At 68.8% G+C, this 25,237-nt stretch carries 21 protein-coding genes; 9 read left to right on the plus strand and 12 right to left on the minus strand.

Annotated elements, in window-relative coordinates:
* Positions 1–59 precede the first annotated feature (59 nt).
* The 3 genes from DC434_RS14715 to DC434_RS14725 are packed head-to-tail and all read right to left on the minus strand — an operon-like array spanning position 60 to position 2,808.
* Positions 60–1,022, minus strand: a complete 963-nt coding sequence (locus DC434_RS14715; protein ID WP_116636062.1) for a D-alanine--D-alanine ligase — start codon at positions 1,020–1,022, stop codon at positions 60–62.
* Positions 1,019–2,143 carry an alanine racemase gene (gene alr, locus DC434_RS14720; RefSeq protein ID WP_116636063.1) on the minus strand — a complete coding sequence of 375 codons (1,125 nt, stop codon included), beginning with the start codon at positions 2,141–2,143 and terminating at the stop codon, positions 1,019–1,021. The genes DC434_RS14715 and alr overlap by 4 nt, the downstream gene beginning before the upstream one ends.
* Positions 2,140–2,808: a M15 family metallopeptidase gene (locus tag DC434_RS14725; RefSeq protein ID WP_116636064.1), complete on the minus strand. Its 669-nt coding sequence runs from the start codon at positions 2,806–2,808 to the stop codon at positions 2,140–2,142. The genes alr and DC434_RS14725 overlap by 4 nt, the downstream gene beginning before the upstream one ends.
* 87 nt (positions 2,809–2,895) lie before the next feature.
* On the opposite strand from DC434_RS14725, the gene DC434_RS14730 reads away from it, so the two are divergent.
* Together DC434_RS14730 and DC434_RS14735 are read left to right on the plus strand one after the other, a co-directional pair.
* A complete protein-coding gene (locus DC434_RS14730; protein WP_116636065.1) occupies positions 2,896–3,567 on the plus strand; it encodes a response regulator transcription factor in 672 nt (223 codons plus the stop codon).
* A gap of 10 nt (positions 3,568–3,577) precedes the next feature.
* A complete protein-coding gene (locus DC434_RS14735; protein ID WP_116636066.1) occupies positions 3,578–4,654 on the plus strand; it encodes a HAMP domain-containing sensor histidine kinase in 1,077 nt (358 codons plus the stop codon).
* A 184-nt stretch (positions 4,655–4,838) separates the two neighbouring features.
* Here the strand turns inward: DC434_RS14735 and DC434_RS14740 are convergent, their stop codons facing one another.
* Positions 4,839–5,843, minus strand: coding sequence for a LacI family DNA-binding transcriptional regulator (locus tag DC434_RS14740; protein WP_116636067.1), 1,005 nt, complete (start codon positions 5,841–5,843; stop codon positions 4,839–4,841).
* Between the two features lie 152 nt (positions 5,844–5,995).
* On the opposite strand from DC434_RS14740, the gene DC434_RS14745 reads away from it, so the two are divergent.
* Together DC434_RS14745 and DC434_RS14750 are read left to right on the plus strand one after the other, a co-directional pair.
* A complete protein-coding gene (locus tag DC434_RS14745) occupies positions 5,996–6,931 on the plus strand; it encodes a dihydrodipicolinate synthase family protein (protein ID WP_207769977.1) in 936 nt (311 codons plus the stop codon).
* A 154-nt stretch (positions 6,932–7,085) separates the two neighbouring features.
* Positions 7,086–8,318 carry an Nramp family divalent metal transporter gene (locus DC434_RS14750; protein ID WP_116636069.1) on the plus strand — a complete coding sequence of 411 codons (1,233 nt, stop codon included), beginning with the start codon at positions 7,086–7,088 and terminating at the stop codon, positions 8,316–8,318.
* Positions 8,319–8,561: 243 nt separating this feature from the next.
* Here DC434_RS14750 and DC434_RS14755 read toward each other — a convergent pair whose 3' ends face one another.
* Complete coding sequence (locus DC434_RS14755; protein WP_116636070.1) at positions 8,562–9,218, minus strand: NAD(P)H-dependent oxidoreductase; 657 nt, start codon at positions 9,216–9,218, stop codon at positions 8,562–8,564.
* Between the two features lie 76 nt (positions 9,219–9,294).
* Here DC434_RS14755 and DC434_RS14760 point away from each other — a divergent pair, with 76 nt between their 5' ends.
* Positions 9,295–9,633, plus strand: a complete 339-nt coding sequence (locus DC434_RS14760; RefSeq protein WP_116636071.1) for a helix-turn-helix domain-containing protein — start codon at positions 9,295–9,297, stop codon at positions 9,631–9,633.
* 182 nt (positions 9,634–9,815) lie between these two features.
* On the opposite strand, the gene DC434_RS14765 is transcribed toward DC434_RS14760, so the two are convergent.
* The 6 genes from DC434_RS14765 to DC434_RS14790 all read right to left on the minus strand — a co-directional run bounded on the left by DC434_RS14765 (position 9,816) and on the right by DC434_RS14790 (position 18,760).
* Positions 9,816–11,384 (minus strand): SDR family NAD(P)-dependent oxidoreductase, encoded by a 1,569-nt coding sequence (locus DC434_RS14765; protein ID WP_243408945.1) that lies wholly within the window; start codon positions 11,382–11,384, stop codon positions 9,816–9,818.
* A 150-nt stretch (positions 11,385–11,534) separates the two neighbouring features.
* Complete coding sequence (locus DC434_RS14770; protein ID WP_116636072.1) at positions 11,535–12,293, minus strand: glucose 1-dehydrogenase; 759 nt, start codon at positions 12,291–12,293, stop codon at positions 11,535–11,537.
* A gap of 20 nt (positions 12,294–12,313) precedes the next feature.
* Complete coding sequence (locus tag DC434_RS14775; protein WP_116636073.1) at positions 12,314–13,663, minus strand: NAD(+)/NADH kinase; 1,350 nt, start codon at positions 13,661–13,663, stop codon at positions 12,314–12,316.
* The gene (gcvPB, locus tag DC434_RS14780; RefSeq protein WP_116636074.1) at positions 13,660–15,273 is read right to left on the minus strand and encodes an aminomethyl-transferring glycine dehydrogenase subunit GcvPB; all 1,614 of its coding nucleotides are present in this window, start codon (positions 15,271–15,273) and stop codon (positions 13,660–13,662) included. The genes DC434_RS14775 and gcvPB overlap by 4 nt, the downstream gene beginning before the upstream one ends.
* The gene (gcvPA, locus tag DC434_RS14785; RefSeq protein WP_116636075.1) at positions 15,270–16,664 is read right to left on the minus strand and encodes an aminomethyl-transferring glycine dehydrogenase subunit GcvPA; all 1,395 of its coding nucleotides are present in this window, start codon (positions 16,662–16,664) and stop codon (positions 15,270–15,272) included. Before gcvPA ends, gcvPB begins: the two co-directional genes overlap by 4 nt.
* Positions 16,661–18,760: a beta-galactosidase gene (locus DC434_RS14790; protein WP_116636076.1), complete on the minus strand. Its 2,100-nt coding sequence runs from the start codon at positions 18,758–18,760 to the stop codon at positions 16,661–16,663. Before DC434_RS14790 ends, gcvPA begins: the two co-directional genes overlap by 4 nt.
* A 148-nt stretch (positions 18,761–18,908) precedes the next feature.
* Here DC434_RS14790 and DC434_RS14795 point away from each other — a divergent pair, with 148 nt between their 5' ends.
* Positions 18,909–19,565, plus strand: coding sequence for a GntR family transcriptional regulator (locus DC434_RS14795; protein WP_116636077.1), 657 nt, complete (start codon positions 18,909–18,911; stop codon positions 19,563–19,565).
* A 1,001-nt stretch (positions 19,566–20,566) separates the two neighbouring features.
* Here the strand turns inward: DC434_RS14795 and DC434_RS20165 are convergent.
* Positions 20,567–20,716, minus strand: coding sequence for a hypothetical protein (locus DC434_RS20165; protein WP_165808087.1), 150 nt, complete (start codon positions 20,714–20,716; stop codon positions 20,567–20,569).
* 564 nt (positions 20,717–21,280) lie between these two features.
* Between DC434_RS20165 and chvE the strand changes: the two genes are divergently transcribed.
* The 3 genes from chvE to mmsB all read left to right on the plus strand — a co-directional run bounded on the left by chvE (position 21,281) and on the right by mmsB (position 25,219).
* Positions 21,281–22,435, plus strand: coding sequence for a multiple monosaccharide ABC transporter substrate-binding protein (chvE, locus tag DC434_RS14805; RefSeq protein ID WP_116636079.1), 1,155 nt, complete (start codon positions 21,281–21,283; stop codon positions 22,433–22,435).
* A 67-nt stretch (positions 22,436–22,502) separates the two neighbouring features.
* Positions 22,503–24,044, plus strand: a complete 1,542-nt coding sequence (mmsA, locus tag DC434_RS14810) for a multiple monosaccharide ABC transporter ATP-binding protein (protein WP_116636080.1) — start codon at positions 22,503–22,505, stop codon at positions 24,042–24,044.
* Complete coding sequence (gene mmsB, locus DC434_RS14815; protein ID WP_116636081.1) at positions 24,041–25,219, plus strand: multiple monosaccharide ABC transporter permease; 1,179 nt, start codon at positions 24,041–24,043, stop codon at positions 25,217–25,219. The genes mmsA and mmsB overlap by 4 nt, the downstream gene beginning before the upstream one ends.
* Positions 25,220–25,237 lie beyond the last annotated feature (18 nt).

The raw sequence follows: 25,237 nt of genomic DNA on the forward strand, positions 1-25,237 counted from the left end.
GGTGCGGGCGTTTCGTCTCGCTGCGCTCGCTCAACGACCGAGAGCAAAGCGAGACCCGCTCAACGACCGGGGTCGAGCGCCGCCCGCACCATGCGCGAGACGAGGTCGGTGTACTCGACGCCGGCGGCCGCGAACATCCGCGGCACCTGCGACGCCGCGGTCAGCCCCGGCATCGTGTTGACCTCGTTGAGCACGGCACCGTCGTCGGTGAGGAAGAAGTCCATCCGCGCCACCCCGGCGCATCCGATGGCGTCGAACACGGCGATGGCCGCCCGCTTCAGCGCCGACGTCTGTGCCGCGTCGAGCTGCGCCGGAACCGTGAACCGCGCACTGCCGTCGTACTTCGTCGCGGTGTCGAACGGTCCCGTCGTGTGGATCTCCAGCGGAGGCGCCGCCCAGCGGATGCCGCCCGCCTCGCGGAGCACGGCGACATCGATCTCCCGCGCCCGCACGACCTCCTCCACGAGGATGCGCCGATCGAACCGCGCCGCGGTGCGCAGTGCCTCGAGCAGCTCGGACTCCTCCGTGACGAGGCTCACTCCGAAGCTCGACCCGGCCGACACCGGCTTGACGACCACCTCGCCCTCGAACTCGGCATCCCCGATGTCCTCGACTGCGATGACCTTCCCCCGCGCGGTGCGCACGCCGACGGCATCCGCCACCAGCTTCGTCGCCCACTTGTCCATGCCGATCGCTCCTGCGCGCAGGTCGGAACCCACGACCTTCGCGCCGGCGAGCGCCCCCAGTGCGGCGAGGGCTCCGTCCTCGCCGAGCGCTCCATGCACGGCGGGGAATATGACGTCGGCCTCGGCGATCATCGGCAGCGCGAGACCGAGGGATTCGACCGGAGACGCCGTCGCCGGCAGGCCGTCCGCACGCCAGATCCCCTCTCGGTCGATGGTCACCGTGCGCACGGCGTGGCCGCTGAGCCGGAGGGCGGCGGCGACCGCGGCGGCCGACGCCAGCGAGACCTCGTGCTCGGCGTTCTGCCCTCCCCCGATGACCAGCACGTGCGGCATCATGCGATGCCCCGCTGCACCCGTGCGCCGATGCCGGTCACGATGGTGTGCGGGATCGTGCCCGCCCACCGCGCCCACTCCTGCGCCGACGGGACCGCGCCGCCCTCCGGCCCGAACACGGTCGCCGTCGTGCCGCGCGGGAAGAGCACGTCCCCTGTGTCGACGACGATCTGGTCCATCGACACCCTCCCGACCAGCGGATGCCGTACTCCGCCGATCTCGACGGACGCCCCCTCGCCGAGCTCCCGGGGGATGCCGTCGGCGTACCCCGCACCGATGACGGCGAGACAGGTCGACCGCGTCGTGACGTGCGTCGAGCCGTACCCGACGGGTGTGCCCGCCGGCACCGTCGAGCTGTGCACGACCGACGCGGTGAACCGGGACGCACCCGTCAGCGCGATCGAATCCGAGGGGTCGATGCCGACGAGCCCCGCGCCGATGCGCACCATGTCGAAGTGGGTCGCCGGATCGGTCAGCGCGCCCGCGGTCGCGGCCAGGTGCACGAGCAGGGGCCCGAACCCCGCCCGCAGCACCGCATCGCGGGCCTGCCGCATCCGCAGCACCGCCGCCTCGTTCGCCCGGGGGTCGCCCTCGTCGGCGCGCGGCAGATGCCCCATGACGCCCACGACCTCGACCCGCCCGCGCCCCTGCCTCGCGACCCGCAGCAGCTCGGTCCACTGGTCGATCGGACACCCCTCCCGCGCCATGCCGGTGTCCATGTGCAGGTGCACCCGCAGCGGAGACTGCGCGTCCGCGATGAGTCTTCGCAGCTCGTCGACCGAGCCGACCGCGATGTCGACGCCCCGCAGCGCCGCCTCGGCCGCGTCCACCCCCGCGGGGTTCAGCCACGACAGGATCGGCGCCGTGAGTCCGCCGTCGCGCAGCGTCGCGGCCTCGGCGACATCGGTGACCCCGAGCCATTCCGCTCCCGCGGCGACCGCCGCCCTGGCGACCGCGACCGCTCCGTGTCCGTAGCCGTCGGCCTTCACCACGGCCATGATGCGGGCGTCCGTCCCGGCCCGCACCCGGCGCACGTTCTGAGCGACGGCATCCGGCAGCGTGCGGAGCAGGGGAGCGGGGAGAAGGGAGACCGCGGCGCGCTCCGTGGCGACCAGGACGGTCACGGCGTCATCCTCGGGTCTTCGGTGGGGTCGGAGTACATCTCGGGGCACCCCTCCGTGACGGCATCCGGACGCAGCTCGTAGTGCCAGGACTCGTTGGCGTAGGTCTGGCAGAGACCGTAGTCCGCGCCGTGCTGGGCGAGCCAGTCGAGGGTGGGGAGCGGGCCCATGTCGACGGCGTCACCCGACACGTGGGCCGAGGTCTGCGGGGTGGCGACCCAGCGCGCCGCCTCGGTCTCCGAGCCGTACTGGACGATCGCGTCCTGCAGCATCCGCTCCTGCAGCACCGCCGATCGCCACCCGCTGTTCACGCGGAACTCCAGGCCGTCGGCGGCGGCATCGTTCGCGGCGCGCTGCAGCGCATCGAGCAGGGCCGGATCGAGGTTGGCGATCGCGACCCGGTCGGTGTCGAAGACGGTGGGCTCGTCGCCGTCGCGGATCACGCCGTCGGCGTCGCTCGGGGCGAGGACCGAGCCGGCGAGGGCCTGCGGTGGCAGTCCGCCGGACTCGTCCGTCGGCGTCTCCTGCGAGGAGACCGAGGCGGATGCCGCGACCAGCGACTGCTGCACGGCGAACGCGAGGATCAGGACGGCGACGAGCGCGATGGCCGTGACGAGGAGTCGTCGGCCGCGGCTGCTGCGGTGGAGGGGGCGAGTGCGGGTGTTCATGTCTCCAGTGAAGAAGGGCGGCTGTTGCCCGGTCGTATGAGCTTTTCCATACGCTCCCGATATACGCGGGTGCGTAGGATCGCAGCCATGCGTGTGCTGATCGTCGAGGACGAGCCCTACCTCGCCGAGGCGGTTCGCGATGGGCTGCGCCTGGAGGCGATCGCCGCCGACATCGCGGGCGACGGCGACACGGCCCTCGAGCTGCTGAGCATCAACGCCTACGACATCGCCGTCCTGGATCGCGACGTGCCCGGCCCTTCCGGCGACGACATCGCGCGGTGGATCGTGGCATCGGGCAGCGGCATCCCGATCCTCATGCTGACCGCCGCCGATCGGCTCGACGACAAGGCCTCCGGGTTCGAGATCGGCGCCGACGACTACCTCACGAAGCCCTTCGAGCTGCGGGAGCTGGTGCTGCGCCTGCGGGCACTCGACCGTCGACGGCAGCGCGCCCGCCCGCCGGTGCTCGAGGTCGCGGGGCTCCGCCTCGATCCGTTCCGCCGCGAGGTGTACCGGGACGATCGCTACGTCGCCCTGACCCGCAAGCAGTTCGCAGTGCTCGAGGTGCTCGTCGACGCCGACGGCGGAGTGGTGAGCGCGGAGGAGCTGCTCGAGCGCGCCTGGGACGAGAACGCCGACCCCTTCACGAACGCCGTGCGCATCACGGTGTCGTCGCTGCGCAAGCGCCTCGGCGAGCCCTGGCTGATCCTCACCGTGCCCGGTGTCGGGTACCGGATCGGGACGGATGCCGATGCCTAGGCGGGCCGGGATGAGCGCCCGCCTCAAGCTCACGCTGAGCTACGCCGGGATCGTCGTGTTCTCCGGCATCCTGCTCCTCGCCGCCGTCGGCCTCTTCCTGCTGCGGTATGTGCCGGACGCGCAGATCGTGGCCGACATCTTCGTGCCCAACCGCTCGGATCTGCTGCGGGCCTTCGTGCCCGTCGCCGGTGTCGTGATGGTCGTGTTGATCGCCCTGGGGCTCGGCGGCGGCTGGCTCCTCGCCGGACGGATGCTGGCACCGCTTGACCGGATCAGCGACGCGGCGAAGCTCGCGACGCAGGGCTCGCTGTCGCATCGTGTCGCGCTCGAAGGGCCGCGTGACGAGTTCCGTGACCTCGCCGACGTCTTCGACTCGATGCTCGAGCAGCTCGAGGCGCAGGTCGCCGAGCAGCAGCGGTTCGCCGCGAACGCCTCGCACGAGCTGCGCACTCCGCTGGCGATCTCGCAGACCCTGCTGGAGGTCGCCCGTACCGATCCCGAGCGCGATGTCGATGCGCTGATCACCCGACTGCAGGAGGTCAACGCTCGCGCGATCGAGCTCACCGAGGCGCTGCTGCTGCTCAGCCGCGCCGAGCGCCGGTCGTTCACCCGCGAGGTCGTCGACCTGTCACTCCTGGCCGAGGAGGCGGTCGAAGCCCTCCTCCCGCTCGCGGATCGACGCGGTGTCGCCGTCGAGGTGGGAGGCGTCGCCGCTCCGGTGCTGGGGTCGTCGGCTCTGCTGCAGCAGCTCGTCACGAACCTCGTGCTCAACGCCGTCGTGCACAATCTGCCCTCCGGAGGCGCCGTGGCGGTGCGCACGCACGCGACGCCGCACGCCGTGGCGCTGGTGGTCGAGAACACCGGCGAGGTGCTGCCCGCCTATCGCGTGGCGACGCTCACCGAGCCGTTCCAGCGGGGTGCCGAGCGCACGCGCGATGAGGATCATGCCGGGGTGGGGCTCGGACTCGCGATCGCACAGCGCATCACCCAGGCCCACGGCGGTTCCCTCGTGCTCACCCCGCGGGCGGACGGCGGTCTGATCGTGACGGTGTGGCTGCCGCATCCGTACCCGTCGCCGCTCGGCTGAGGGCAGGCCGGCACACCCGTCGGGACTTCGCACGGATGTCCGTCCAGACACGCACTTCATCCGGCATCCGTTCTTTGTCCCGACGAGCGTGCCGGGCGGATGCCGGGGCGGCCCCGGATACCAGGACGGGACACGGGTGCCGAAGCCGGGCGGACGCCGGACAGGGCTGCCGCTGAGCCCGCCGTCAGCGGCCGAGCGCGGCTGTCGACGCCCGGGGGATGAGGGTCGGCAGGGCGCGGGTGATGGCCCCCGGGCCACCGAGCAGGTCGAGCGCGCTGGCGGCGATCTGATCGAAGGCCGTGCGCACCGACGTCAGCGGCACGGGGAGCCTGGCTGCCAGCGGGATGTCGTTGTATCCGACGACCGACACGTCGCGCCCGACGGTCAATCCGGCGGCGGATGCGGCGGCGACGACCCCGATCGCGAGGTTGTCGTTGGCCGCGAAGATCGCGGTCGGGCGGGATGCCGCAGCGAGAAGCTCACGCCCCGCGATGTGGCCCGACTCGATGCCGTACCCGGTCGAGATGACGCGCTCCTCCGCGAGCTCGATCCCGCCCTCGGCGAGCGCCCGTCGAGCCCCGGAGAGGCGATCGCGCGCGCTCGAGGTGAACCACGGCCCGGTGATGACGGCGATCTCCCGGTGTCCGAGGTCGACGAGATGCCGGGCGGCGAAGTAGCCGCCGGCCTCGTCGTCGCCGAGCGCCGACGGACTGACGCCGTCGGTGCGGAGGACGAGCGAGTGCGCGACTCCACGCTCGCGCAGCGACGCCGGAAGGGTGTCATCCAGCCGCGCGGTCGCGAGGATCAGGCCGTCGACGTTCCGGTCGAGCAGGGTCTCGGTCGCCCGCCGCTCCTCGACCGGGTCGTCGCCGCAGGTCGCCACCACGGCGAACGAGCCGCGGGAACGGGCAGTGCGTTCGATCGCCTCGAACATCAGCGCCATGACGTGGTCGGTGAGCCGGGGGACGAGCACGCCGATGGTTCCGGTCGCACCGCGGCGCAGCCCGGACGCGAACATGTTGCGGCGGTAGCCCAGCTCGTCGGCGATCCGGCGCACCTTCTCGGCCGTCGAGGAGCGCGACGGCGGCGTGCGATCGTCGAGCACGCGGCTGACGGTGGAGATGCTGACGCCGGATGCCGCGGCCACGTCCTTCAGCGTGACGACATGTCGCTCCTGCTGCTCGTCCACGGCGTCCCCCTCGACTGATTCCGGATCCGGGTGTTGACATCCCCCGTGCCTCCGATCATACTTGCAATCGTTCCTGCAAACGTTCCCGCGAACGTTCCCACAATCTCGAAGCCGAGAACATCAGCGAAGAAGCTCCAAGGAAAGGACCGATCATGACTCTCGACCTCCGCGGCCTCAACCCCGCCCCTGTCACCCCGTTCACCGAGGACGGAGCCGTCGACTACGACGCCATCCAGCGCCTCGGCTCCTGGCTCGGCTCGATCGACGGCGTCAAGAGCCTCGTCGTGCTCGGCCACGCCGGCGAGGGCACGTTCCTCACCGAGGAGGAGCAGCTCGACGTCATCCGCGCGTTCGTCGCCTCGACAGACGGCCGCGTCCCGGTCATCGCCGGCATCACCAAGGAGGGCAACAAGACCGCTGCTCTCGAGGCCAAGGCCGCCGTCGACGCCGGCGCGACCGCCGGTCTCGTGTACCCGTCGCACGGCTGGCTGCGCTTCGGCTACCAGCAGGGCGCCCCGCAGTCCCGGTACCGCGAGATCTACGAGGAGTCGGGCCTGCCCCTCATCCTCTTCCAGTACCCCGACAACACCAAGGCGACGTACGACCTCGACACGCAGCTCGAGATCGCCGGGCAAGAGGGCGTGTTCGCCACGAAGAACGGCGTCCGCAACATGCGCCGCTGGTACACCGAGATCCCCGCGCTGCGCGCCGCCTACCCCGACCTGCAGATCCTGTCCTGCCACGACGAGTACCTGCTGCCGACGATGTTCGACGTCGACGGCCTGCTGGTCGGCTACGGCAACGTCGCTCCCGAGCCGCTCATCGAGCTCATCGCCGCAGGCAAGGCGCGCGACTATGAGGCAGCGCACGCGATCCACGAGCGCCTGCTCCCGGTGACGCAGAACGTGTACCACCGCGGCTCGCACATGGAGGGCACCGTCGCCCTGAAGTGGGGCCTCGTGCAGCGCGGCATCCTCGATCACGCGACCGTCCGCACGCCGCTCCTCCCCCTGCCGGACGGGGCGGATGCCGAGATCGCCGCCGCCTTCGCTCTCGCCGGACTCGGCAAGGTCACCGTCTCCGCGTGACGACCAGGGCGGGGCGGTCGCCCGAGACCGCCCCGCCCATCACCCCCCTGCAGTCAACGACGACTCGAAGGACACGAACATGAACGAACGCACGAAAACGCGTCACGCCTCGCCCACACCCGGCACTGGCTATGGGCGGGTCTCCACTGAGACGATGAAGAACATCGTCACCTCACGCAAGCAACGGCGCCCGTTCTGGCAGCACCTGGCCCTCATCGGCCCGGCGTTCGTCGCGGGCGCCTGGCAGTTCGGCCCCGGCAACCTGACCACCGCGGTCCAGGCCGGCAGCGGCTACCAGTACGCCCTCATCTGGGTGATCGTGGTCTCGACGATCCTGATGATCTTCCTCACCGACATGGCCGTGCGCCTCGGCATCAAGTCGCCCACGTCGCTCATCTCCTCTATCAAGGAGCACCTCGGCGGTTGGGTGGGCGTGCTCGCCGGCATCGGCGTCTTCCTCATCACGCTGTGCTTCTCGGTCGGCAACGCCGTCGGCTCCGGCCTCGGCCTGTCGATGCTCTTCGGCGGCAGCCCGATCATGTGGACGGTCATCTGCACCGCCGCGGTCGCCGCGCTGCTGCTGCTCCGCAACGTCTACCGCGTCGTCGAGAAGGTCCTCATCGTGATCGTCGCGCTGATGGCGATCGCGTTCATCGCCTCGGCGTTCATCTCGAACCCCGACTGGGCCGCGGCCGGAGCAGGACTCCTCCCCACGTTCCCGGGCGGCGCGTGGCTTCTCATCGTCGCGCTCGTCGGCACGAACTTCTCCATCAACGCCGCGTTCTACACGGCCTACGGCACGAAGGAGCGCGGTCGCACCGAGGCCGACTACCGCGACGTGACGATCGTCGACACGATCCCCGGCATCGTCGCGCCCGGCATCATGACCGCGCTGGTCATCGTCGTCGCGGCATCCGTCCTGGGCAAGACCGGAGAGGCGGCGCCGACCGTGGTCGCCCTCGCCGGGATCTTCGAGCCGCTGGCCGGCCCCGTCGGCTCGACGGTGTTCGCGCTCGGATTCTTCGGCGCTGCGTTCTCATCCATGATCGCGAATGCGACGGCCGGAGGCACGATGCTGTCCGACGGACTGGGTCGTGGCGCGTCGTCGAGCTCCCTCACCGCGAAGCTCGTGAGCGCCGGCATCCTCGTCTTCGGCATCGCCGTGACGGTGATCTTCCAGGAGTCTCCGGTGCAGCTGATCGTCATCGCGCAGGCGCTGACCGTCTTCGTCGCGCCGGTGCTCGCCGCGCTGATCATCGTCATGGCGAACCGCGTGAAGCTCATGGGCGACATGCGCAACACCTGGTGGCAGAACGCGGCAGGCATCATCGGCCTCGTGGCCGTGCTCGCCCTGTCGGTGCGGCTGTTCCTGACCCTGATCGGGTAGCCGCCGGCACAGTCGTCGGGACATTTCACGGATGCAGGTCCAGAACGCGCTTTCCGGACCTGCATCCGTGTTCTCGACCTGCAAAGTGCGCCGAACGGATGCCGGGGCCGGGCGGATCCGGAGCCCAGGCGCAGCCTTCCGCCTCAGGTTCTGCGGCCGATATGAACTTCTGCGGCCGGAATCCCCCGATCCGGGCCGCAGAAGTCGCGGATGGCCGCAGAAGTTGCGGCCGGATGCCGTGACTCAGGCGACCTGCGAGCCCCGCAGCGCGGCGACCTCGCGGCCGTACGTGACCGCGTCGGTCTCGGCGGCCTCCTTGAGCTCCTGCGCGGTGTCGGCGAACGCGTCAAGCGCCGGGTTCACGCCCACGAGGGTGAACGGACGCTGCACGACGCGCAGGTCGAGGCCCCAGACATCCTCGAGCACGCGACGCAGCCATCCGGTCGAGTGGTCCCAGCCGTCCTTGGGCGTGCCGGGGGCGTAGTTTCCGCCGAGCACCGTGACGAGGGTCGCGGGCTTGCCGTTCAGGGCCGTGCCCGTCGGGTCGATCCGCGGATCGGTGTAGGCGAGGTCGAACCAGGTCTTGAAGTGCTGCGAGACGCCGTAGTTGTAGAGCGGCACGGCGAACAGCAGCGCATCGGCGCCGATCAACTCGTCGGCGAAGCTCGTGGCGAGCGCGCGGGCCTCGTTCTGCGCGGGGGTGCGCTGGGCTGCGTCGACGAAACCGCCGGTGACGGCATCCGCCCACGCCGTCGCGGGAACGGGGTCGGCCGCGAGGTCGCGGCGCGTGACCGTCGAGTCGGGGTGTGATGCCGTCCACTCGGCCTCGACGAGGTCGGCGAGTGCGCGGCTGGCGGACGACGCGGGAAGGATGCTGGCATCCAGGCGGAACAGGGACATGTCAAACCTCTCGTTTTCGTAGTCGCTAGGTTTTTCTTAGCGGCAGTGGTTAACGTAGCACGAGTAGGATGGAGGCATGCCCGAGCTCGAGGAGGCAGTGCAACGGTGTGACGCCGCCGTCACACTGGCCTTCAGCGTGCTCGGAAAGCGATGGAACGGCATGATCGTCGCCTCGCTCGGCGCCGGGCCCTCGACCTTCGTCGCGCTGCGCCGCGCTGTGGCCGGGATCAGCGACACCGTCCTCTCCGACCGGCTCGCCGAACTCGCCGAGACCGGGCTCGTGGCCCGCACCGTCGACGCGGGCCCTCCGGTCACCGTGTCATACGCCCTGACCGCGAGCGGGCAGGGTCTGCTGCCGATCCTCGATCAGCTCGGCGCGTGGGCCTCGGCGAACCTCGAGCGTCGCGAGGCCTGAGACCCTGATCAGATCCGGCATCCGTCCCCGGCATCCGTCCCCGGCAGGCCCACTCCCGGCATCCATCCCCGGTTTGCAGGTCGAGATCACATTTGCAGGTCGAGATCCTCGATTCTGACCTGCAAAGTGCGATCTCGACCGACATCCTGCCCCAGATCGGACAACACCGGGCCGGCCGCGGCTCACCAGGGGCTGGGCTCGTAGTCCTTCAGGAACACGCCGTGCACGTCTTCGCCGGCCTCGCCGCGCACGATCGGGTCGTACACGCGGGCGGCGCCGTCGACCAGGTCGAGCGGAGCGTGGAAGCCCTCCTCGGCCAGGCGCACCTTCGTGTAGTGCGGGCGTTCGTCGGTGATCCAGCCGGTGTCGACGGCGGTCATCAGGATGCCGTCGGTCTCGAGCATCTCCCCGGCACTCGTGCGCGTGAGCATGTTCAGCGCGGCCTTCGCCATGTTCGTGTGCGGATGCCCCGGGCCCTTGTACCGGCGGGAGAACTGCCCCTCCATCGCCGACACGTTGACGACGTACTTGCGGTGGGAATCGGATGCCGCCATCGACGCGCGCAGGCGGCTGATCAGCAGGAACGGCGCCGTGGTGTTGGCGAGCTGCACCTCGAGCATCTCGAGCGGATCGACCTGGTCGATCGACTGCACCCAGCTGTTCACGCGGTTGACGTCGGGCACGAGTCCGCCCGCGTCGATCGCGGTGCCGTCGGCGTGCTTCTCGAGCGACGACGACCCGGGTGCCATCGCCAGCCTTGCGAGGTCTTCCGCGGTGAGCGCCTGACCACCCTGCTCGGCGACCGTTCCGCCGAGGGCGGCGACCGAGAGCAGCGGGTGCGAGTCGACCGACGCCTGCAGCGCCTGGGGGTGCGGGTCGACGGTGTGCCCGAAGGTCTCCATCTCGGGGAGCGGTCCGTCGGGGAGCGGCTGCAGCTCGGCATCCGCCAGCAGCGAGTAGGCACCGGGCGAGCGGCGCACGGTCTGCGCGGCGTTGTTGATGAGGATGTCGAGGGGTCCCTGCGCAGCGACCGAGTCGGCCAGCCCGATCACCTGGGCGGGATCGCGCAGGTCGATGCCGACGACGCGAAGGCGGTGCAGCCAGTCGGCCGAGTCGGGCAGGGCCGAGAAACGGCGCACAGCGTCCCGCGGGAAGCGCGTCGTGATCGTGGTGTGCGCACCGTCGCGCAGCAGCCGCAGCGCGATGTGCATGCCGATCTTGGCGCGGCCTCCGGTGAGCAGTGCGCGCTTGCCGGTGAGGTCGGTGCGGGCGTTGCGCTTGCCGTGGCTGAAGCGCGCGCAGTCAGGGCACAGCTGGTGGTAGAACGCGTCCACGAGGGTGTACGGCTGCTTGCAGATGTAGCAGTTGCGGGGCTTCAGCAGCTCCCCCGCGATCGGGGCATCCACCACGCTCGTCGCGAGGTCATGACCGCGGGTCTCGTCGTCGATGCGATCGGGAGCACCCGTGGCCGTGCGGGCGACGACGGCCTTGTCGGCCTCGGCGATCGCATCGCGGATCTCCTTGCGGCGCACGCGCTTGACGGCCTTGAACATCGCGGCGGTCGCGTGGCGCACGGCGACGAAGTCCGGATGCTCGTTGTCGATCTCGTGCAGGTGCGCGAGCACGCGGAGGGTCGTGGCCAGATCGTCGGGGTCGATGCCGGCGCCCAGCACGTCGCGCAGCCGATCGCTCGCGGTGACCTCGCCCGCGGGGTCTCCGAGCTCGTCGAAGGGTCCAGGCGCATCGGTCATTGTGCCGATTTTACGCGAGTGCCCTGGGGGTTCGGTGCAGCCGGGTGCGCGTGCACAATTCAGCAAGAACGCGCGCGATCCGGCCGGTTCGGCTCCCAGCGCCTCGATCGGACGGATTCTTGCTGAATCGTGCACGCCCTCCACGAGTCGTCAGGCGATCCCGCCCCCGTCGACCACGAGCGCCGAGCCCGTCACGTACGACGAGTCGTCGCTCGCGAGCCAGACCACGGCCTGGGCGACCTCGTGCGGCTCGCCCATCCGGCGCAGCGGCCGGTCGGCGGCCTCGGCGAGGAACGCGTTCGTGTCCTGCGCAAGCTGGCGAGCCTCTTCGCGCAGCATCCCGGTGTTCACATCGCCCGGGTTGACCGAGTTCACCCGGATGCCGGCCGGCCCGTGGTCGATCGCCAGCGCACGGGTCATGTTCACCACGGCGCCCTTCGAGGCACAGTACGAGATGGCCTGCCCGCCGCCCTTGAGGCCCCAGCCCGATCCGGTGTTGATGATCGAGCCGCCACCCGCAGCCTCCATGATCGGCACGATGTGCTTGCACATGAGGAAGATCGAGCGCACGTTCACGCCGAAGACGCGGTCCCACTCCTCGACGGTCGTCTCGACCGCGGTCGTGCGGCGGATGATGCCGGCGTTGTTGAAGACGACGTCCACCCCGCCGAGCTCCGCGACCGCGGTCGCGACGACCCGCTCGATGTCGGGCTCGCTCGCGACATCGGCCGCGATCGCCAGGGCCGTGCCGCCCGCCCCGCGGATCTCGACGGCGACCGCCTCGGCGGCCTCGACGTTCAGGTCGACGACGGCGACCGCGGCGCCTTCCGCCGCGAGCGCGATGGACGTGGCACGGCCGATGCCGCCGGCGCCACCGGTGACGATGGCCTTCTTGTTCTCGAGTCGCATGGGATTCCTTTCGCGTTCGTTCAGACGGGGGTGAGTTCGGGGGCCGTCACGGCGTACTGGCTACTCGAGCCGACCCCGGTGACGACGCGGACGTGCCCGGCGAGCCGCGCATCGAGATCGAGATCGCCGGTGTCGACCAGCAGGGGACGGCCATGCAGGTCGATGAGCTTCTGCTCAGGCGCGACGACGAGCAGCGGATCGTCTCCGAGGGCGCGGAGCACGGACGCCGAGAGCTGCTGGTTGCCCCGGCCGAGAAGGAAGCCCTGCCCGCCGATGACCGTGACCACGGCCTGAGCGGGCCCCCGGGCGATCTCGGCGAGGAGCTGCTGCTCGCTCGCGCCGCGCACGACGACTGCGCCGTCGAGGATCACGTCGACGCCGAGCGGACTGCCCTGCACGCCGAGCTGCCGGGCGACTTCGGTGGTGGTGCCACCGGGACCGAGCAGATAGCGGATGCCGGGCCGCATCTGCGACACCGCCCCCCGCGCAGCTGCCGCGACGGCCGCGGCTTCGGATGCCGGCGTCGCGGCCTTGCGCGCCTGGGTGCGCCCCGGAAGGTAGGGCACCCGGAGCATCGCGTGGAGAGTGGGTTCGACGCGCGCCCGGCGCATCGCGGCCTCGTCGATGTCGAGCACCTCGCGGTCGTCGGTGGGCAGACCGCCCCGCGTCGCCCAGTCCGCGGCGAGCGCTCCCGCCGCCCGTGGGCTGACGGCGAACACGGGAGAGTACATCTTCACGCCGGCCGGGATGCCGAGGATCGCCGGCATCCGGGCGTCGGGCTCCCGGTCGGTCGGTTCGCAATTCAGCAAGGATTCGCCGGAACCGGTCTCCAACCTCCCCGAACCCCTCGGCACCGGGGATTCTGGCTGAATTGCGAACGCGGCACCGGCCGCACCGAGTCCGGCCGCCGCATCCCGCAACGTGCCGTCGCCGCCCACGACGAGCACGAGGTCTGCTCCGGCAGCAGCGACTGCCGCGACAGCACGAGAGGTGTCCACCCTCTCGGTCGTTGAGCGAGCCGCAGGCAAGACGAAACGCGTGCCTCCGAGGTCGACCGCGGCAGACGGCGTTTCGTCTCGGTCGCCAAGGGCTCTCTCGCTCAACGACCGGGATGAGCACGGCGCATACACGACGCACGGAACGAGGCCCGCGGCGCGCACGGCATCCGCGCCCATCTCGCCGGCTGCGGTGGCCACGACGAGACCCGGATGCTGCGCCGCCAGCACCGTCAATGCCAGGGCCGCCCGCTCCTGCACGCGCGAACGCGCACCTCGCGACACCGCGAGACGCTGCACGTCCGCGCCGTCGGAGCCGGCCAGGCCCGCAGGCCCGCCGACTCCGGCGACAGGGTTGACGACCAGTCCGATCACGAGGCGATGGACTCCTCGAGGATCGATTCGACAGCATCCGCAGGGACGTCATTGAGGTACTTCCGACGGTACGCGCGCCAGGTGACGGCCCAGAGCGCCGGGTCGTCCAGGGAATCGTGATGCGTGTGGTGCACGGTCTGGTTGTGCGGGGCCGTGCGGACCAGCTCCGGATCCTCGCGCGCCTCCTGTGCCACACGGGCGAGCGCCGTGACGTACTCGTCGATCTCGGCCTTCGAGTAGCACTCGGTCGGCTCCAGCGTGAACGGCTGCGGCACCACGTAGGGGTGGTGGCTCGTCCAGTAGTGGAAGCCGTAGTCGGCCATGCGGATGCCGATCTCCTCCGACGTGATGCCGGTGTCCTCGAACAGCTCCTGCCAGGAATACCGCACCTGCTCGATGCGGCGTCGTCCGGTCGCGTACGGCGCCGAGGCCCCGGGGATCTCGAGCACCTTCTTCAGCAGGTAGTTGTTGTTCAGCACGGCGATCTGCGACGCGGTCAGCAGGCCTTCCGCGCCGAGCGCCATGATCCACGCGTACGCGCGCACCACGTGCAGGATGACTCCGTGCGCCGGCGCGACGTGCCCGATCGACAGCTCGCCGGGTTCGCGCACCACGAAGCGACCGTCGACCTTCTCGACCCGCGGTCCGGGGAGGAATGGCGCCAGCGCCGCAGAGACCGCGTTGGCCGCAGCTCCCGGGCCGCCGCTGCCGTGCGGGGCTGAGAACGTCTTGTGCAGATTGAACTGGCAGACGTCGAAGCCGGCGTCGCGCGCACGGGTGATGCCGAGGATGCCGGCGGCGTTGGCCTGGTCGTACGAGGCGAGGGCGCCGACCGCGTGCGCGGCGTCGACCCACTCCCGGATGGCCGGGTTGTAGATGCCGGTGTCCTCGGGGTTCGTCACCATGATCGCGGCGGTCCGCTCAGACAGCGCGGCCTTCAGCGCGTCGAGGTCGGGGTAGCCGTCGGCATCCGGGTAGATGGTGATGATCTTGTACCCCGCGACCTTGGCCGCGGCGGCGTTGGACGGGTGGCTGAAGATCGTCGTGATGACCTCGTCGCGCTGTTCCCCCTCGCCGCGGGACTCGTGGTACGCCCGGATCATCGCGATGTTCGTCCAGATGCCGGCCGATCCGCCGGGAGAGGCGAGCGAGACGGCATCCATCCCGGAGATCTCCTGCATCATCTGCTCGAGTCGCCAGATCAGCTCCAGTGCGCCCTGGGTGTCGGCCGGGTCCTGCGCCGGATGCAGAGCCCGCAGCTGCGGCACCTCGATGAGCTGGTCGTTGATCTTCGGCGAGTACTTGATGGTGCAGGTTCCCTGGCCGATGTCGACGTTGAGGTCGGAGCCGAGGTTCTCCTGCGACAGCCGCAGATAGTGCTTGAGCACGCGCATCTGCGCGATCTCGGGCAGCGCAGGTGGTGCGGCCCGCCGCATCCCCTCGGGCAGATCGGCGAGCACATCGCCGACCGCGTCGCGCACGTTCGGCTCGACGGGCGTGATCGACACTCCGCGCTCGCCCGGCGTCGACAGCTCGAAGATGATCGGCTCGTTCCAGCTGGCCTGGTGGAAGCGGCGCGGGCCGGTGGTGTGTGCGATGGGGAGGCTCATGCGCCGTGCTCCTTCGTCGTGTCGGAAGATCCGGTGTCGGAGGTGAAGGCCGCGATCGCGTCGGCGAGACGGTCGATGTCGGCGGCCGAGGTGGCCTCGGTCACGCACACCAGCAGCGTCCGCTCGTCGAGCACGACTCCGGGCTCGATGCCCTGGGCGCGCAGCGCGGTGACGACGTCGGCGGTACGCGCGGCGACGAACCTGACCGTGAACTCGCGCAGGTGCAGCGCGGTGTCGCCGAGCTCCACGCCCGGGATCGCCGCGAGCTTCTGCTGCGCATAGCGCGTGCGGGCCAGCAGCAGCTCGCCCAGCTCGGCCATGCCGGCTGGGCCCATCAGCGAGAGGTAGACGCCGGTGGCGATGCCCCACAGCGCGGCTGCCGTGCCGACCCACTCCTTACCCTCTTCGCGCTGCGCGAACGAGGTGCGCTCGTAGGCGACGTCGCCGAAGCCGTACTCTCCCGGCACGTCGGTGGATTCGAGCCCGAACAGGCGCGAGGGCATCTCCATGACGAAGCGCTCGTCGTCGTGCACGGCGATGAAGCCGGCGTGCGCGCCGCCGAACCACTGGTGCAGTCCCAGCGACTGGATGTCGCCGGTGACGATGTCGGCGCCCTGCATCGACGGCGGCGTCAGCACCCCGTAGCCGATCGGGTCGGTGCCGACCACGACGATCGCGCCGACCGCGTGCGCGGCCTCGGCGATCGCGGCCAGGCGGGTCTCGACAGCGCCGGTGGCGCTGGGCGTCTCGATCCAGACGGCGGCGACGTCGTCGCCCAGCAAGCCCTTCAGGGCGTCGAGGTCGGCGGTGCCGCCGGAGGGCGCGACCTGCTCGATCGCGAGGCTCGTGCGGATGTAGTCGTGCACCTTCGAGAGCTTCTCCGGCAGCACGTCGCTCAGCGCCAGCACGCGGCCGCGGCCGGTGAGGCGTCCGGCCATCGCCAGCCCCGTGGCCGTGGCCTGGTATCCGTCGTAGGTCGGTACGTTCACGACATCCATCGCGAGCAGCTCGGCCATCAGCGACTGGTACTCGAACAGCGCCTGGAAGCGCCCGTGATCTTCGTAGGGCTCGCCGGCGTACGCGGTGAGGAACTCGCTGCGGCGGATCACCTCGTCGACGACGGCGGGCACATAGTGGTTGTAGGTGCCGGCGCCGAGGAAGCTCAGACGCTCCTCGGTCGAGCGGTTCGTCGCGAGGATGCCGCGCACGTGGCGCGCGAGATCCTGCTCGGCGATCAGGGGGGCCGGCAGGTCGAGGGGGCGGTTCAGACGGAGCGACGCCGGGACGTCGGCGTAGAACTCCTCGACGGACTCGGCGCCGACGGCCTCGAGCATCGCCGCGCGCGATTCGGGTGCCGTGTTGGGGATGTACGGATGCACGAACGTCGTCATGCTTCCTCCTTCGGATCGTGGTCGTGCAGAGGCGGGGCCAGGGTGGCGAACGGGATGGCGTCGGACCGGGGCGCCGCGAGGACCGCGACGTCGTAGCGGTCGAGATCCAGACGTCCGGAATGACGGATGCCGGTGAGCAGATCGGTGCCCGCACCGGCAATCTCGACCGAGACCGGAGCGCGTCCGTGGTTCAGGTAGAAGGTGTAGTCGGTGTCATCGTCGGCGCGGGTGACGACCTCGACGTCGACGTCGGTGCGGTCGCGGGCCGGGAGTCCGGCCGTGAGCAGCACATCCCGGAAGATCGGCAGCATGCCCTCGGGCTCGACGATCGCGCTGAGGTACCAGGCGGAGCCGGTGCCGACCGCATGCCGCGTGACGGCGGGGAGGCCGTCGAGCTCGCCGCCGACATACGTCCCGCGCACCTCGACGTCGCCGTCGGCCTCGAGCCACTCGCTCCACTGCGGCACGGTGAGGCTCTCACCCGCGTAGTCGATGAGCGAGGTCAGTCCGTCGGCGATCGGCCACTGCTCGTCGACCTCGATGCCGAGCAGGTCGCGCAGCAGACCGGGCGCTCCGCCCTCGTGCACCTTCTCGGTCGCGTCCACGACACCCGAGAACGGCCCGACCACCAGATGCCCGCCGCGCTCGACGAACGCACGGAGCGCATCGGCCTGCGGCTGCTCGACGATGTAGAGGTTCGGCACCACGACCACGTCGTACGCGTCGAACGGACCCGTGGCGCGCACGGCATCCGTCGGCTGGCCGAGCGTGTACAGCGCACGATGCCAGGCGCGGGCCTGCTGCGCCCACTGCAGTCGCTGCGAGGGGAGCGACTCCACCGCGCTGATGCCCCACCAGGAATCCCAGTCGACGACCAGCGCCACCCGCGAGCGCACCCGGGTGCCGCGCACCGGCTCGAGCTTCTTCAGCTCGAGCCCGAGGGCCTTGGTCTCCTGGAAGCTGCGCGACCGCTCGCCCCGGTGGCCGAGCATCGCCGAGTGGAACTTCTCCTGCCCGTACCGGGCCTGGCGCCACTGGAAGAACATCACGGCATCCGATCCGTGCGCGACGGCCTGCAGGCTCTCGACGCGGATCTTGCCCGGTGCCTTCGGCACGTTCACGTCGCGCCAGCTCGTGGCGCTGGCCGATGACTCGAGCAGCAGCCAGGGCTGCCCGCCCTTGAGCGAGCGCATGAGTCCGTAGTTGAGCGCGGCGCCGACGTGCGAGGTCGGGTCGGCGGGCTCGGGGTAGGCGTCATCGGTGACGACGTCTTCGACGGCTGCGAAGTCCCAGTAGTCGAGGTCGCGGAACATGCTCATGAAGTTCGTGGTCACCGCGATGTCGGGCGTGGCCTCGCGGAGCACGTCGATCTCGAGCTGGAACAGCTCGAGCAGCGCATCGGACGAGAACCGCTCGAAGTCGAGGAGCTTGGTCGGGTTGACCGGACCGGGCGCCTTCTTCGGCGTCTCGATGTGCTCCCACGAGGTGTAGCGCTGGCCCCACACGTTGACGCCCCAGGCCTCGTTGAGTCCGTCGAGGTCGCCGTAGCGATCGCGCAGCCAGCGGCGGAAGTGCCGTGCCGACTCGGGGCACCAGCAGCGGGAGGTGTGGTCGCCGTACTCGTTCGAGATGTGCCACATCGCGAGTCCCGGGTGTGCGCCGTAGCGCTCGGCCATGGCGCGGGCCATGCGTGCGACGTTCTCACGCCAGATCGGCGACGACGGGCAGTAGGTCTGCCGGGATCCGAACTCGAGGCGGTGGCCGTCGGCATCCCACGGCGCCATCTCGGGGTGCGCGCGCAGCAGCCACGAAGGAGGGGTCGCGGTGGCGGTGGCGAGGTCGATCGCGATGCCGGCATCCCAGAGCAGGTCGATGATGCGGTCGAGCCAGGCCCAGTCGTAGACGCCGGGTTCGGGTTCGAGCTGCGGCCAGCTGAAGATGGGCAGGCTGACCATGTTCACTCCCGCCTCGCGCATCAGGCGGATGTCTTCGTGCCAGGTCTCCTCCGACCACTGGTCGGGGTTGTAGTCGCCGCCGTAGGCGAGCGCGTCGAGGCGGACGCGCCGGATCGGCTGGTCGGCTGCGGATGCGGGCACGACGGCTCCTCTCTGAGTTCTCCGTGCGGTTGCGGTCTCGCTCTGGTGCTTTTCCCGAACCGGCTGTATTCTGTATACAACACACTAGGACGTCGTCCGGAGGCCGTCAACCCATAGGCTGACGGGCAAGCGGCAGAACGGGAGAGGCATGGCAATCGAACGCAGGAACCTGCGCTCGCAGGTGCGTGCGGAGCTTCTGGAGCGGATGCGCGCCGGCCTCGTGCAGCCCGGCGAGGGCATCAACGAGGTGCAGCTGGCCACCGAACTCGGCGTCAGCCGCACACCGCTGCGCGAAGCACTGATCGCCCTCGAGTCTGAGGGCCAGATCGAGAGCGAGAACGGCAAGGGCTTCCGGTTCGTGCCGCTCAGCGCCTCGGAATTCCGCGATCTCGCTCCCGTCATGGCCGCCCTGGAGAGCCTCGCGCTCGAGCTCAGCCCGCCCGACGAGCTGCGCGAGATCGGCATCCGTCTGAAAGAGATGGCGGATGCCTTCGCCGACGAGCTCGTCGAACACCAGCTCGTCATCACCAAGGACGACGAGTGGCACAGCGTCATGCTGTCGGCCTGCCCGAACACGCGTCTGCTGGCGGTCATCGAGAGCGTGCGCAGCTCCTTCCACCGCTACGAGTCGCTGCTCGTCCCGGAAGACGTGAAGGTCGAGCGCGTCGCCGCCGAGCACGCCGAGATCGCCCGCCGCCTGGCCGCGGGCGACATCCCCGGCGCCGTCGAGGCACTGAAGCTCAACTGGCTGCACGGCATGCAGCGCATCCTCGACAACGCGACGAGCAGCTACTTCACCGCGTAGCGATCGCCGCCCGGATGTCGGCGATCGCCGCATCGATCTCTTCTTCGCGAGACCCGCGCAGTCCCGATCCGTTACGTGGCACCAGAGTCAGCACTTCCGGGAATACGAGAGGCGGCGTCTATGCTCTCTCGACGCGTCATGCCGACCCGCCATGATGGTCCCCGAGGTTTGAGAGGACGAATTATCAGCCTCCGCGAGTCAGCCAGGTCGATGATAATCACTGCGTAGCAGAAGAATCTGTAGGCGTGCGTGCTGTGTGCGACGACGACACTCTCCTTCGAGTACGCAGCGACCGGGGTATCTCCGTGCTCCTCCCAAACGCTGATCTCGCCACTTAGATCGACGCATATCGATCCATTCCTGAACTCCCGGCGAGGAACTCCGCCGCCGTTCTGCAGTTGCGCTTCGTCGAAAGCGATTGCCCACCCGTCGCGTCGCTCCGCGACCTTTCGTGCCAGCCGGCGGAGTCCGTGACCGCGCATCAAGATCATGACGAGCGAACCAACCGCAGTCACGCCAATGATCAGGGTCGCAACACAGCTGCCGAGAGCCATGTGGCCCAGCGTCAAGAAAGGAAGCGGGGTTGCTAGTAGTACTACGAGAAATACGACCCACGACCCGTAGTCGACCATGTACAGCTGCGGTATCAGAGGCCTCAGATCCGCGACCTCTCTGAGTCACTTTCCAGGTTATTTAGCGTTCGACCCATTCTTCCCACTCTGTGTGAGACTGCACTCATATCTACCAGCCTGACATGACGCATACCTCGACCGTACCTATCCACGCGGGCTCCAACTAATCCGGTCACGAGAAGCACAAAGATATTCCAGTCGTACCAACCCAAACACGCGCCATAACTAGATTTCTGCCACCACGCATGGACGAAGATCCATCCAAGGAGGGCTCCGGGTATCAATACCAACAAATATAATGACCTGAATGCAAAGAGAGCGAACAAGACAATGGAATCAAAGACCACGATCATGGAGTGCTTCCTCGGGTTAGCCACCCAAACGCTCGACATCCTCATTTAACCGCTGGCCGTTCTCGGGGATGTCGCGGCTCTCGATCGGCGCGGATGCCGGGAGCCTTGAACTCATCCCCTGCGCGATCTTCGCATCGGCGACCGCCGCCGAATCCGGGGTGATCACAACGAGCGTAGCGACAAGGCAGCGAGGCGAGGATGCCTCGAACAACACCGACCACAGGCGGACCCTTCGAAGGACGAACTGCGGAGGTACTGCGGCCGCATAGCTAAGAAATAGCGGATACCGAGATTCCAGCGCGACGAGAAGTCGATAACAAGTTCGCAACTACACAGATCCCGGGTCTCCCGGTGAAAGCGATCTGCACTCCAGGTTCGGCCCTTCTCAGGGTGGAAGCGGTCTCCTCAGCAGGCACTCCCATTTCCCGCTCGCCACCTCAACGGATGAGCGTCGCGCTCGCTCCACATGTCGACGTCAACATACGATGGCGGGGAAGACGTTCCTGCACGCGGTACGACGAACCGTCTGTCTTCACGTCTCGAACTCTGCGCGAACAAGCCTTTCCCGAGATTTCAACGTTCGATGGATGATCTCGTGAATGTAACGAAACCATTACAGCGGCTTGACTTCGAGTCTCGAACTCAAGAAAGTTGCTCAAGCGAACCATCACCGAAGCGGGTTCGCACGGCGTCGAGAACGACGCCGCCGTTCACAGCGAAGGAGCTCGGAATGAAGAAGAAGTATGCACTGGCCGCACTCGGCCTGGTGGGGGCGCTCGCCCTCGCGGGATGCGGTGGCGGCGGCGCCGGCTCCGCGGGCGGCGGCGACGACAAGGGCTCGGTCGACAAGGGCGACCTGCTGATCGGCGTGTCCATGCCCACGCAGACCTCCGAGCGCTGGATCGCCGACGGCAGCGCCGTCGAGGCGGGCCTCGAGGACTCGGGCTACCAGGTCGACCTGCAGTACGCCGGCGACGACATCCCCACCCAGGGTCAGCAGATCGACCAGATGATCACCAAGGGCGCCGATCTCCTGATCATCGCCGCCATCGACGGCACGGCGCTCTCTTCGCAGCTCGACGCCGCAGCGGCCGCGAACATCCCGGTCATCTCCTACGACCGACTGATCCGCGACAGCGAGAACGTCGACTTCTACGTCACCTTCGACAACTACAAGGTCGGCGTCCAGCAGGCGACCTCGCTGCTCGTGGGCCTCGGCGTGCTCGACGCGGACGGCAAGGAGACCGACGTCAAGGGCCCGTTCAACATCGAGCTCTTCGCCGGCTCGCTCGACGACAACAACGCGCACTTCTTCTGGCAGGGCGCGATCGACACCCTGCAGCCGTTCATCGACGACGGCGTGCTGGCAGTGCCGTCGGGTCAGACCGACATCGAGCAGGCCGCGATCCTGCGCTGGCAGCAGGAGACGGCGCAGAAGCGCATGGAAGACCTGCTGACCTCGACGTACGGCAACGGCACGAAGCTCGACGGAGTGCTCTCGCCCTACGACGGTCTCTCCCGAGGCATCATCACGGCGCTGCAGGGCACCGGCGGACTCGGCGCGAACATCGAGGCCGGACTCCCGATCGTGACCGGTCAGGATGCCGAGATCGGCTCGGTCAGCCTGATCAACCAGGGCGTGCAGTTCGCCTCGATCTTCAAGGACACGCGCAAGCTCGCCGAGCAGTCGGTCGTGGTCGCCGAGGCCATGCTCCAGGGTGACGAGCCCGAGGCCAACGACACGAAGACCTACGACAACGGCGTGAAGATCGTCCCGTCGTACCTGCTCCAGTCGGACATCGTCTACAAGGACAACATCACGTCGCTCCTCATCGACTCCGGTTACTGGACCCAGGCCGAGGTCGACGCGGGCGTCGCCGAATAGTCCCTGACCGTGGGGCGCGTGGCCGGACGGCCGCGCGCCCCACAGCTCGATCGGAAGGACACCGTCCATGACGACAGCCATCCTGGAGATGCGCAACATCGAGAAGAGCTTCCCGGGGGTGAAAGCCCTCCAAGGCGTCGACCTCGATGTGAAGCCCGGCGAGATCCTCGCGATCTGCGGAGAGAACGGCGCGGGGAAGTCCACGCTCATGAAGGTGCTCTCGGGCGTCTACCCCCACGGCAGCTACGAGGGGGAGATCGTCTACGAGGGCGAAGAGGCGACCTTCGGCTCCATCAACGATTCCGAGAGCGTCGGCATCGTGATCATCCATCAGGAGCTCGCCCTCATCCCGCACCTCAGCGTCGCCGAGAACATCTTCCTCGGCAATGAGCGCCGGGGCCGAGGCGGACTGATCGACTGGGACCGCGCCAACGCGGAGGCCTCCCGTCTGATGGCCCAGGTCGGCCTCGACGAGGACCCGACGGCGCCGGTGTCGCAGCTCGGCGTCGGCAAGCAGCAGCTCATCGAGATCGCGAAGGCTCTCTCGAAGAACGTGCGCCTGCTCATCCTCGACGAGCCCACGGCGGCGCTGAACGACACCGATTCCGCTCATCTGCTCGATCTGCTCCGACGCCTGCGCGACGAGGGGATGACGTCGATCATCATCTCCCACAAGCTCAACGAGATCGCCGCGATCGCCGACCGCACGACCGTCATCCGCGACGGCAAGACGATCGTGACGCTCGACATGAGCGATCCGGCGTCGACGCAGGAGACGATCATCCGCGCGATGGTCGGCCGCGACCTCGCCAACCGCTACCCCGAGCGCACGCCGGACATCGGGGACGAGGTCCTCCGCATCGAGCACTGGACCGTGCATCACCCTACGCAGCCCGGCCGCGTCATGGTCGACGACGCGTCGCTGACGGTGCGCGCCGGTGAGGTCGTCGGCATCGCCGGCCTCATGGGCGCCGGGCGCACCGAGCTGGCGATGAGCGTCTTCGGCCGCACCTACGGACGCAACGCCAGCGGCAAGGTGTTCGTGCGCGGCAAGCAGGTCGACACCTCGACGACGAGCGCGGCGATCCGCGCCGGCATCGCGTACGCCACGGAGGACCGGAAGAAGTTCGGTCTCAACCTCATCGACGACATCCGTCACAACATCACGATGGCCTCGCTGCGCATGATCAGCCCCGGCGGCTGGATCGACGCGAACCGCGAGCTCAAGGTCGCCGAGCAGTACAAGGCCGAGCTCAACATCAAGTCGCCCACGGTCCTGCAGATGGTCGGCAACCTCTCGGGCGGCAACCAGCAGAAGGTCGTGCTGAGCAAATGGATCCAGACCGGACCCGACGTCCTCATCCTCGATGAGCCGACCCGCGGGATCGATGTCGGGGCGAAGTACGAGATCTACACGATCATCAATCGACTGGTCGCCGAAGGAAAGGGCGTGCTGGTCATCTCGTCCGAGCTGCCGGAGCTCCTCGGCATCTGCGACCGCATCTACACACTGGCTTTCGGCAGGATCACCGGCGAAGTGCCGATCGCCCAGGCAACCCAGGAGAACCTCATGCACCTCATGACTGTCGAAAGGACGGCCGCATCATGAACGGCGTCAGCAACCTGATGAGTCTCGCGACGCGGAATCTGCGTCAGAGCGGCATCCTCGTCGCGTTCGTCGCGATCGTCGCCTTTTTCGCGATCCTGAACCCGACGTTCCTCTCCCCCGGCAACATCACCAACATCATCCTGCAGTACTCCTACATCCTGATCCTCGCGATCGGCATGGTGATCATCATCATCGCCGGGCACATCGACCTCTCGGTCGGCTCGGTCGTGGCGCTCACGGGCGCGGTCGCCGCGGTCGTCGTGATCCGCGGGCAGTACCCGTGGTGGGTCGGCGTGATCGCGGCGATCGCGGTCGGTCTGCTCGTCGGAGCCTGGCAGGGCTTCTGGGTCGCGTTCGTCGGCATCCCGGCGTTCATCGTGACGCTCGCCGGCATGCTGCTCTTCCGCGGACTCACGTTCCTCGTGCTCCAGAATGTCTCGCTCTCGCCCTTCGGCGGCACCTACTACCAGATCGCGAACGGGTTCATCAACGGACTCTTCGGCGGCTACGGCGTCGACGTGTTCACGCTCGCCATCTTCGCGTTCGGCGTCGTGGGGTACGCGGTCTGGCAGGTGCGCTCACGCCGTTCCAAGATCGCGCATCAGCAGACGATCGAGGCACTGCCCTGGTTCATCGTCAAGATCGCCCTCGTCGCCGCCGTCGTGATGTGGTTCGGCTACCAGCTGTCGATCAGCCGCGGTCTGCCCTTCGTGCTGATCATCCTGGCCGTGCTGATCATCGCGTACTCGGTCATCACGCAGAAGAGCGTGTTCGGCCGCCACGTGTACGCCATCGGCGGCAACCTGCACGCGGCCCTGCTCAGCGGCGTGAACGTGCGGAAGATCAACTTCTGGATCTTCGTCAACATGGGCATGCTCGCCGGCGTCGCCGGTGTCGTCTTCTCGTCTCGCACCAACGGCGCGCAGCCGGGCGCCGGCAACATGTTCGAGCTCGATGCGATCGCGGCCTGCTTCATCGGCGGCGCCGCGGTGACCGGTGGCGTCGGCCGCGTGGGCGGAGCCATCATCGGTGGCCTGATCATGGCCGTGATGAGCAACGGCATGCAGCTCATGGGCCTCGACCAGGCGACCCAGCAGGTCGTGAAGGGTCTCGTGCTGCTGATCGCCGTGGCGTTCGACGTCTGGAACAAGCGTCGCGCCGGAGCCGCGCGCTGACCTCGGCGACGACGGCGC

The organism is Microbacterium sp. TPD7012 (assembly GCF_003075395.1).
Classification (GTDB): domain Bacteria; phylum Actinomycetota; class Actinomycetes; order Actinomycetales; family Microbacteriaceae; genus Microbacterium.

What these genes read in the sequence shown, in the direction of transcription:
- DC434_RS14715 (WP_116636062.1), bottom strand. Translation starts at nt 1,022, where the DNA reads ATGATGCCGCACGTGCTGGTCATCGGGGGAGGGCAGAACGCCGAGCAC.
- DC434_RS14725 (WP_116636064.1), bottom strand. Translation starts at nt 2,808, where the DNA reads ATGAACACCCGCACTCGCCCCCTCCACCGCAGCAGCCGCGGCCGACGA.
- DC434_RS14730 (WP_116636065.1), top strand. Translation starts at nt 2,896, where the DNA reads ATGCGTGTGCTGATCGTCGAGGACGAGCCCTACCTCGCCGAGGCGGTT.
- DC434_RS14735 (WP_116636066.1), top strand. Translation starts at nt 3,578, where the DNA reads ATGAGCGCCCGCCTCAAGCTCACGCTGAGCTACGCCGGGATCGTCGTG.
- DC434_RS14745 (WP_207769977.1), top strand. Translation starts at nt 5,996, where the DNA reads ATGACTCTCGACCTCCGCGGCCTCAACCCCGCCCCTGTCACCCCGTTC.
- DC434_RS14750 (WP_116636069.1), top strand. Translation starts at nt 7,086, where the DNA reads ATGAAGAACATCGTCACCTCACGCAAGCAACGGCGCCCGTTCTGGCAG.
- DC434_RS14755 (WP_116636070.1), bottom strand. Translation starts at nt 9,218, where the DNA reads ATGTCCCTGTTCCGCCTGGATGCCAGCATCCTTCCCGCGTCGTCCGCC.
- DC434_RS14760 (WP_116636071.1), top strand. Translation starts at nt 9,295, where the DNA reads ATGCCCGAGCTCGAGGAGGCAGTGCAACGGTGTGACGCCGCCGTCACA.
- DC434_RS14765 (WP_243408945.1), bottom strand. Translation starts at nt 11,384, where the DNA reads ATGACCGATGCGCCTGGACCCTTCGACGAGCTCGGAGACCCCGCGGGC.
- DC434_RS14770 (WP_116636072.1), bottom strand. Translation starts at nt 12,293, where the DNA reads ATGCGACTCGAGAACAAGAAGGCCATCGTCACCGGTGGCGCCGGCGGC.
- gcvPB (WP_116636074.1), bottom strand. Translation starts at nt 15,273, where the DNA reads ATGAGCCTCCCCATCGCACACACCACCGGCCCGCGCCGCTTCCACCAG.
- gcvPA (WP_116636075.1), bottom strand. Translation starts at nt 16,664, where the DNA reads ATGACGACGTTCGTGCATCCGTACATCCCCAACACGGCACCCGAATCG.
- DC434_RS14795 (WP_116636077.1), top strand. Translation starts at nt 18,909, where the DNA reads ATGGCAATCGAACGCAGGAACCTGCGCTCGCAGGTGCGTGCGGAGCTT.
- chvE (WP_116636079.1), top strand. Translation starts at nt 21,281, where the DNA reads ATGAAGAAGAAGTATGCACTGGCCGCACTCGGCCTGGTGGGGGCGCTC.
- mmsA (WP_116636080.1), top strand. Translation starts at nt 22,503, where the DNA reads ATGACGACAGCCATCCTGGAGATGCGCAACATCGAGAAGAGCTTCCCG.
- mmsB (WP_116636081.1), top strand. Translation starts at nt 24,041, where the DNA reads ATGAACGGCGTCAGCAACCTGATGAGTCTCGCGACGCGGAATCTGCGT.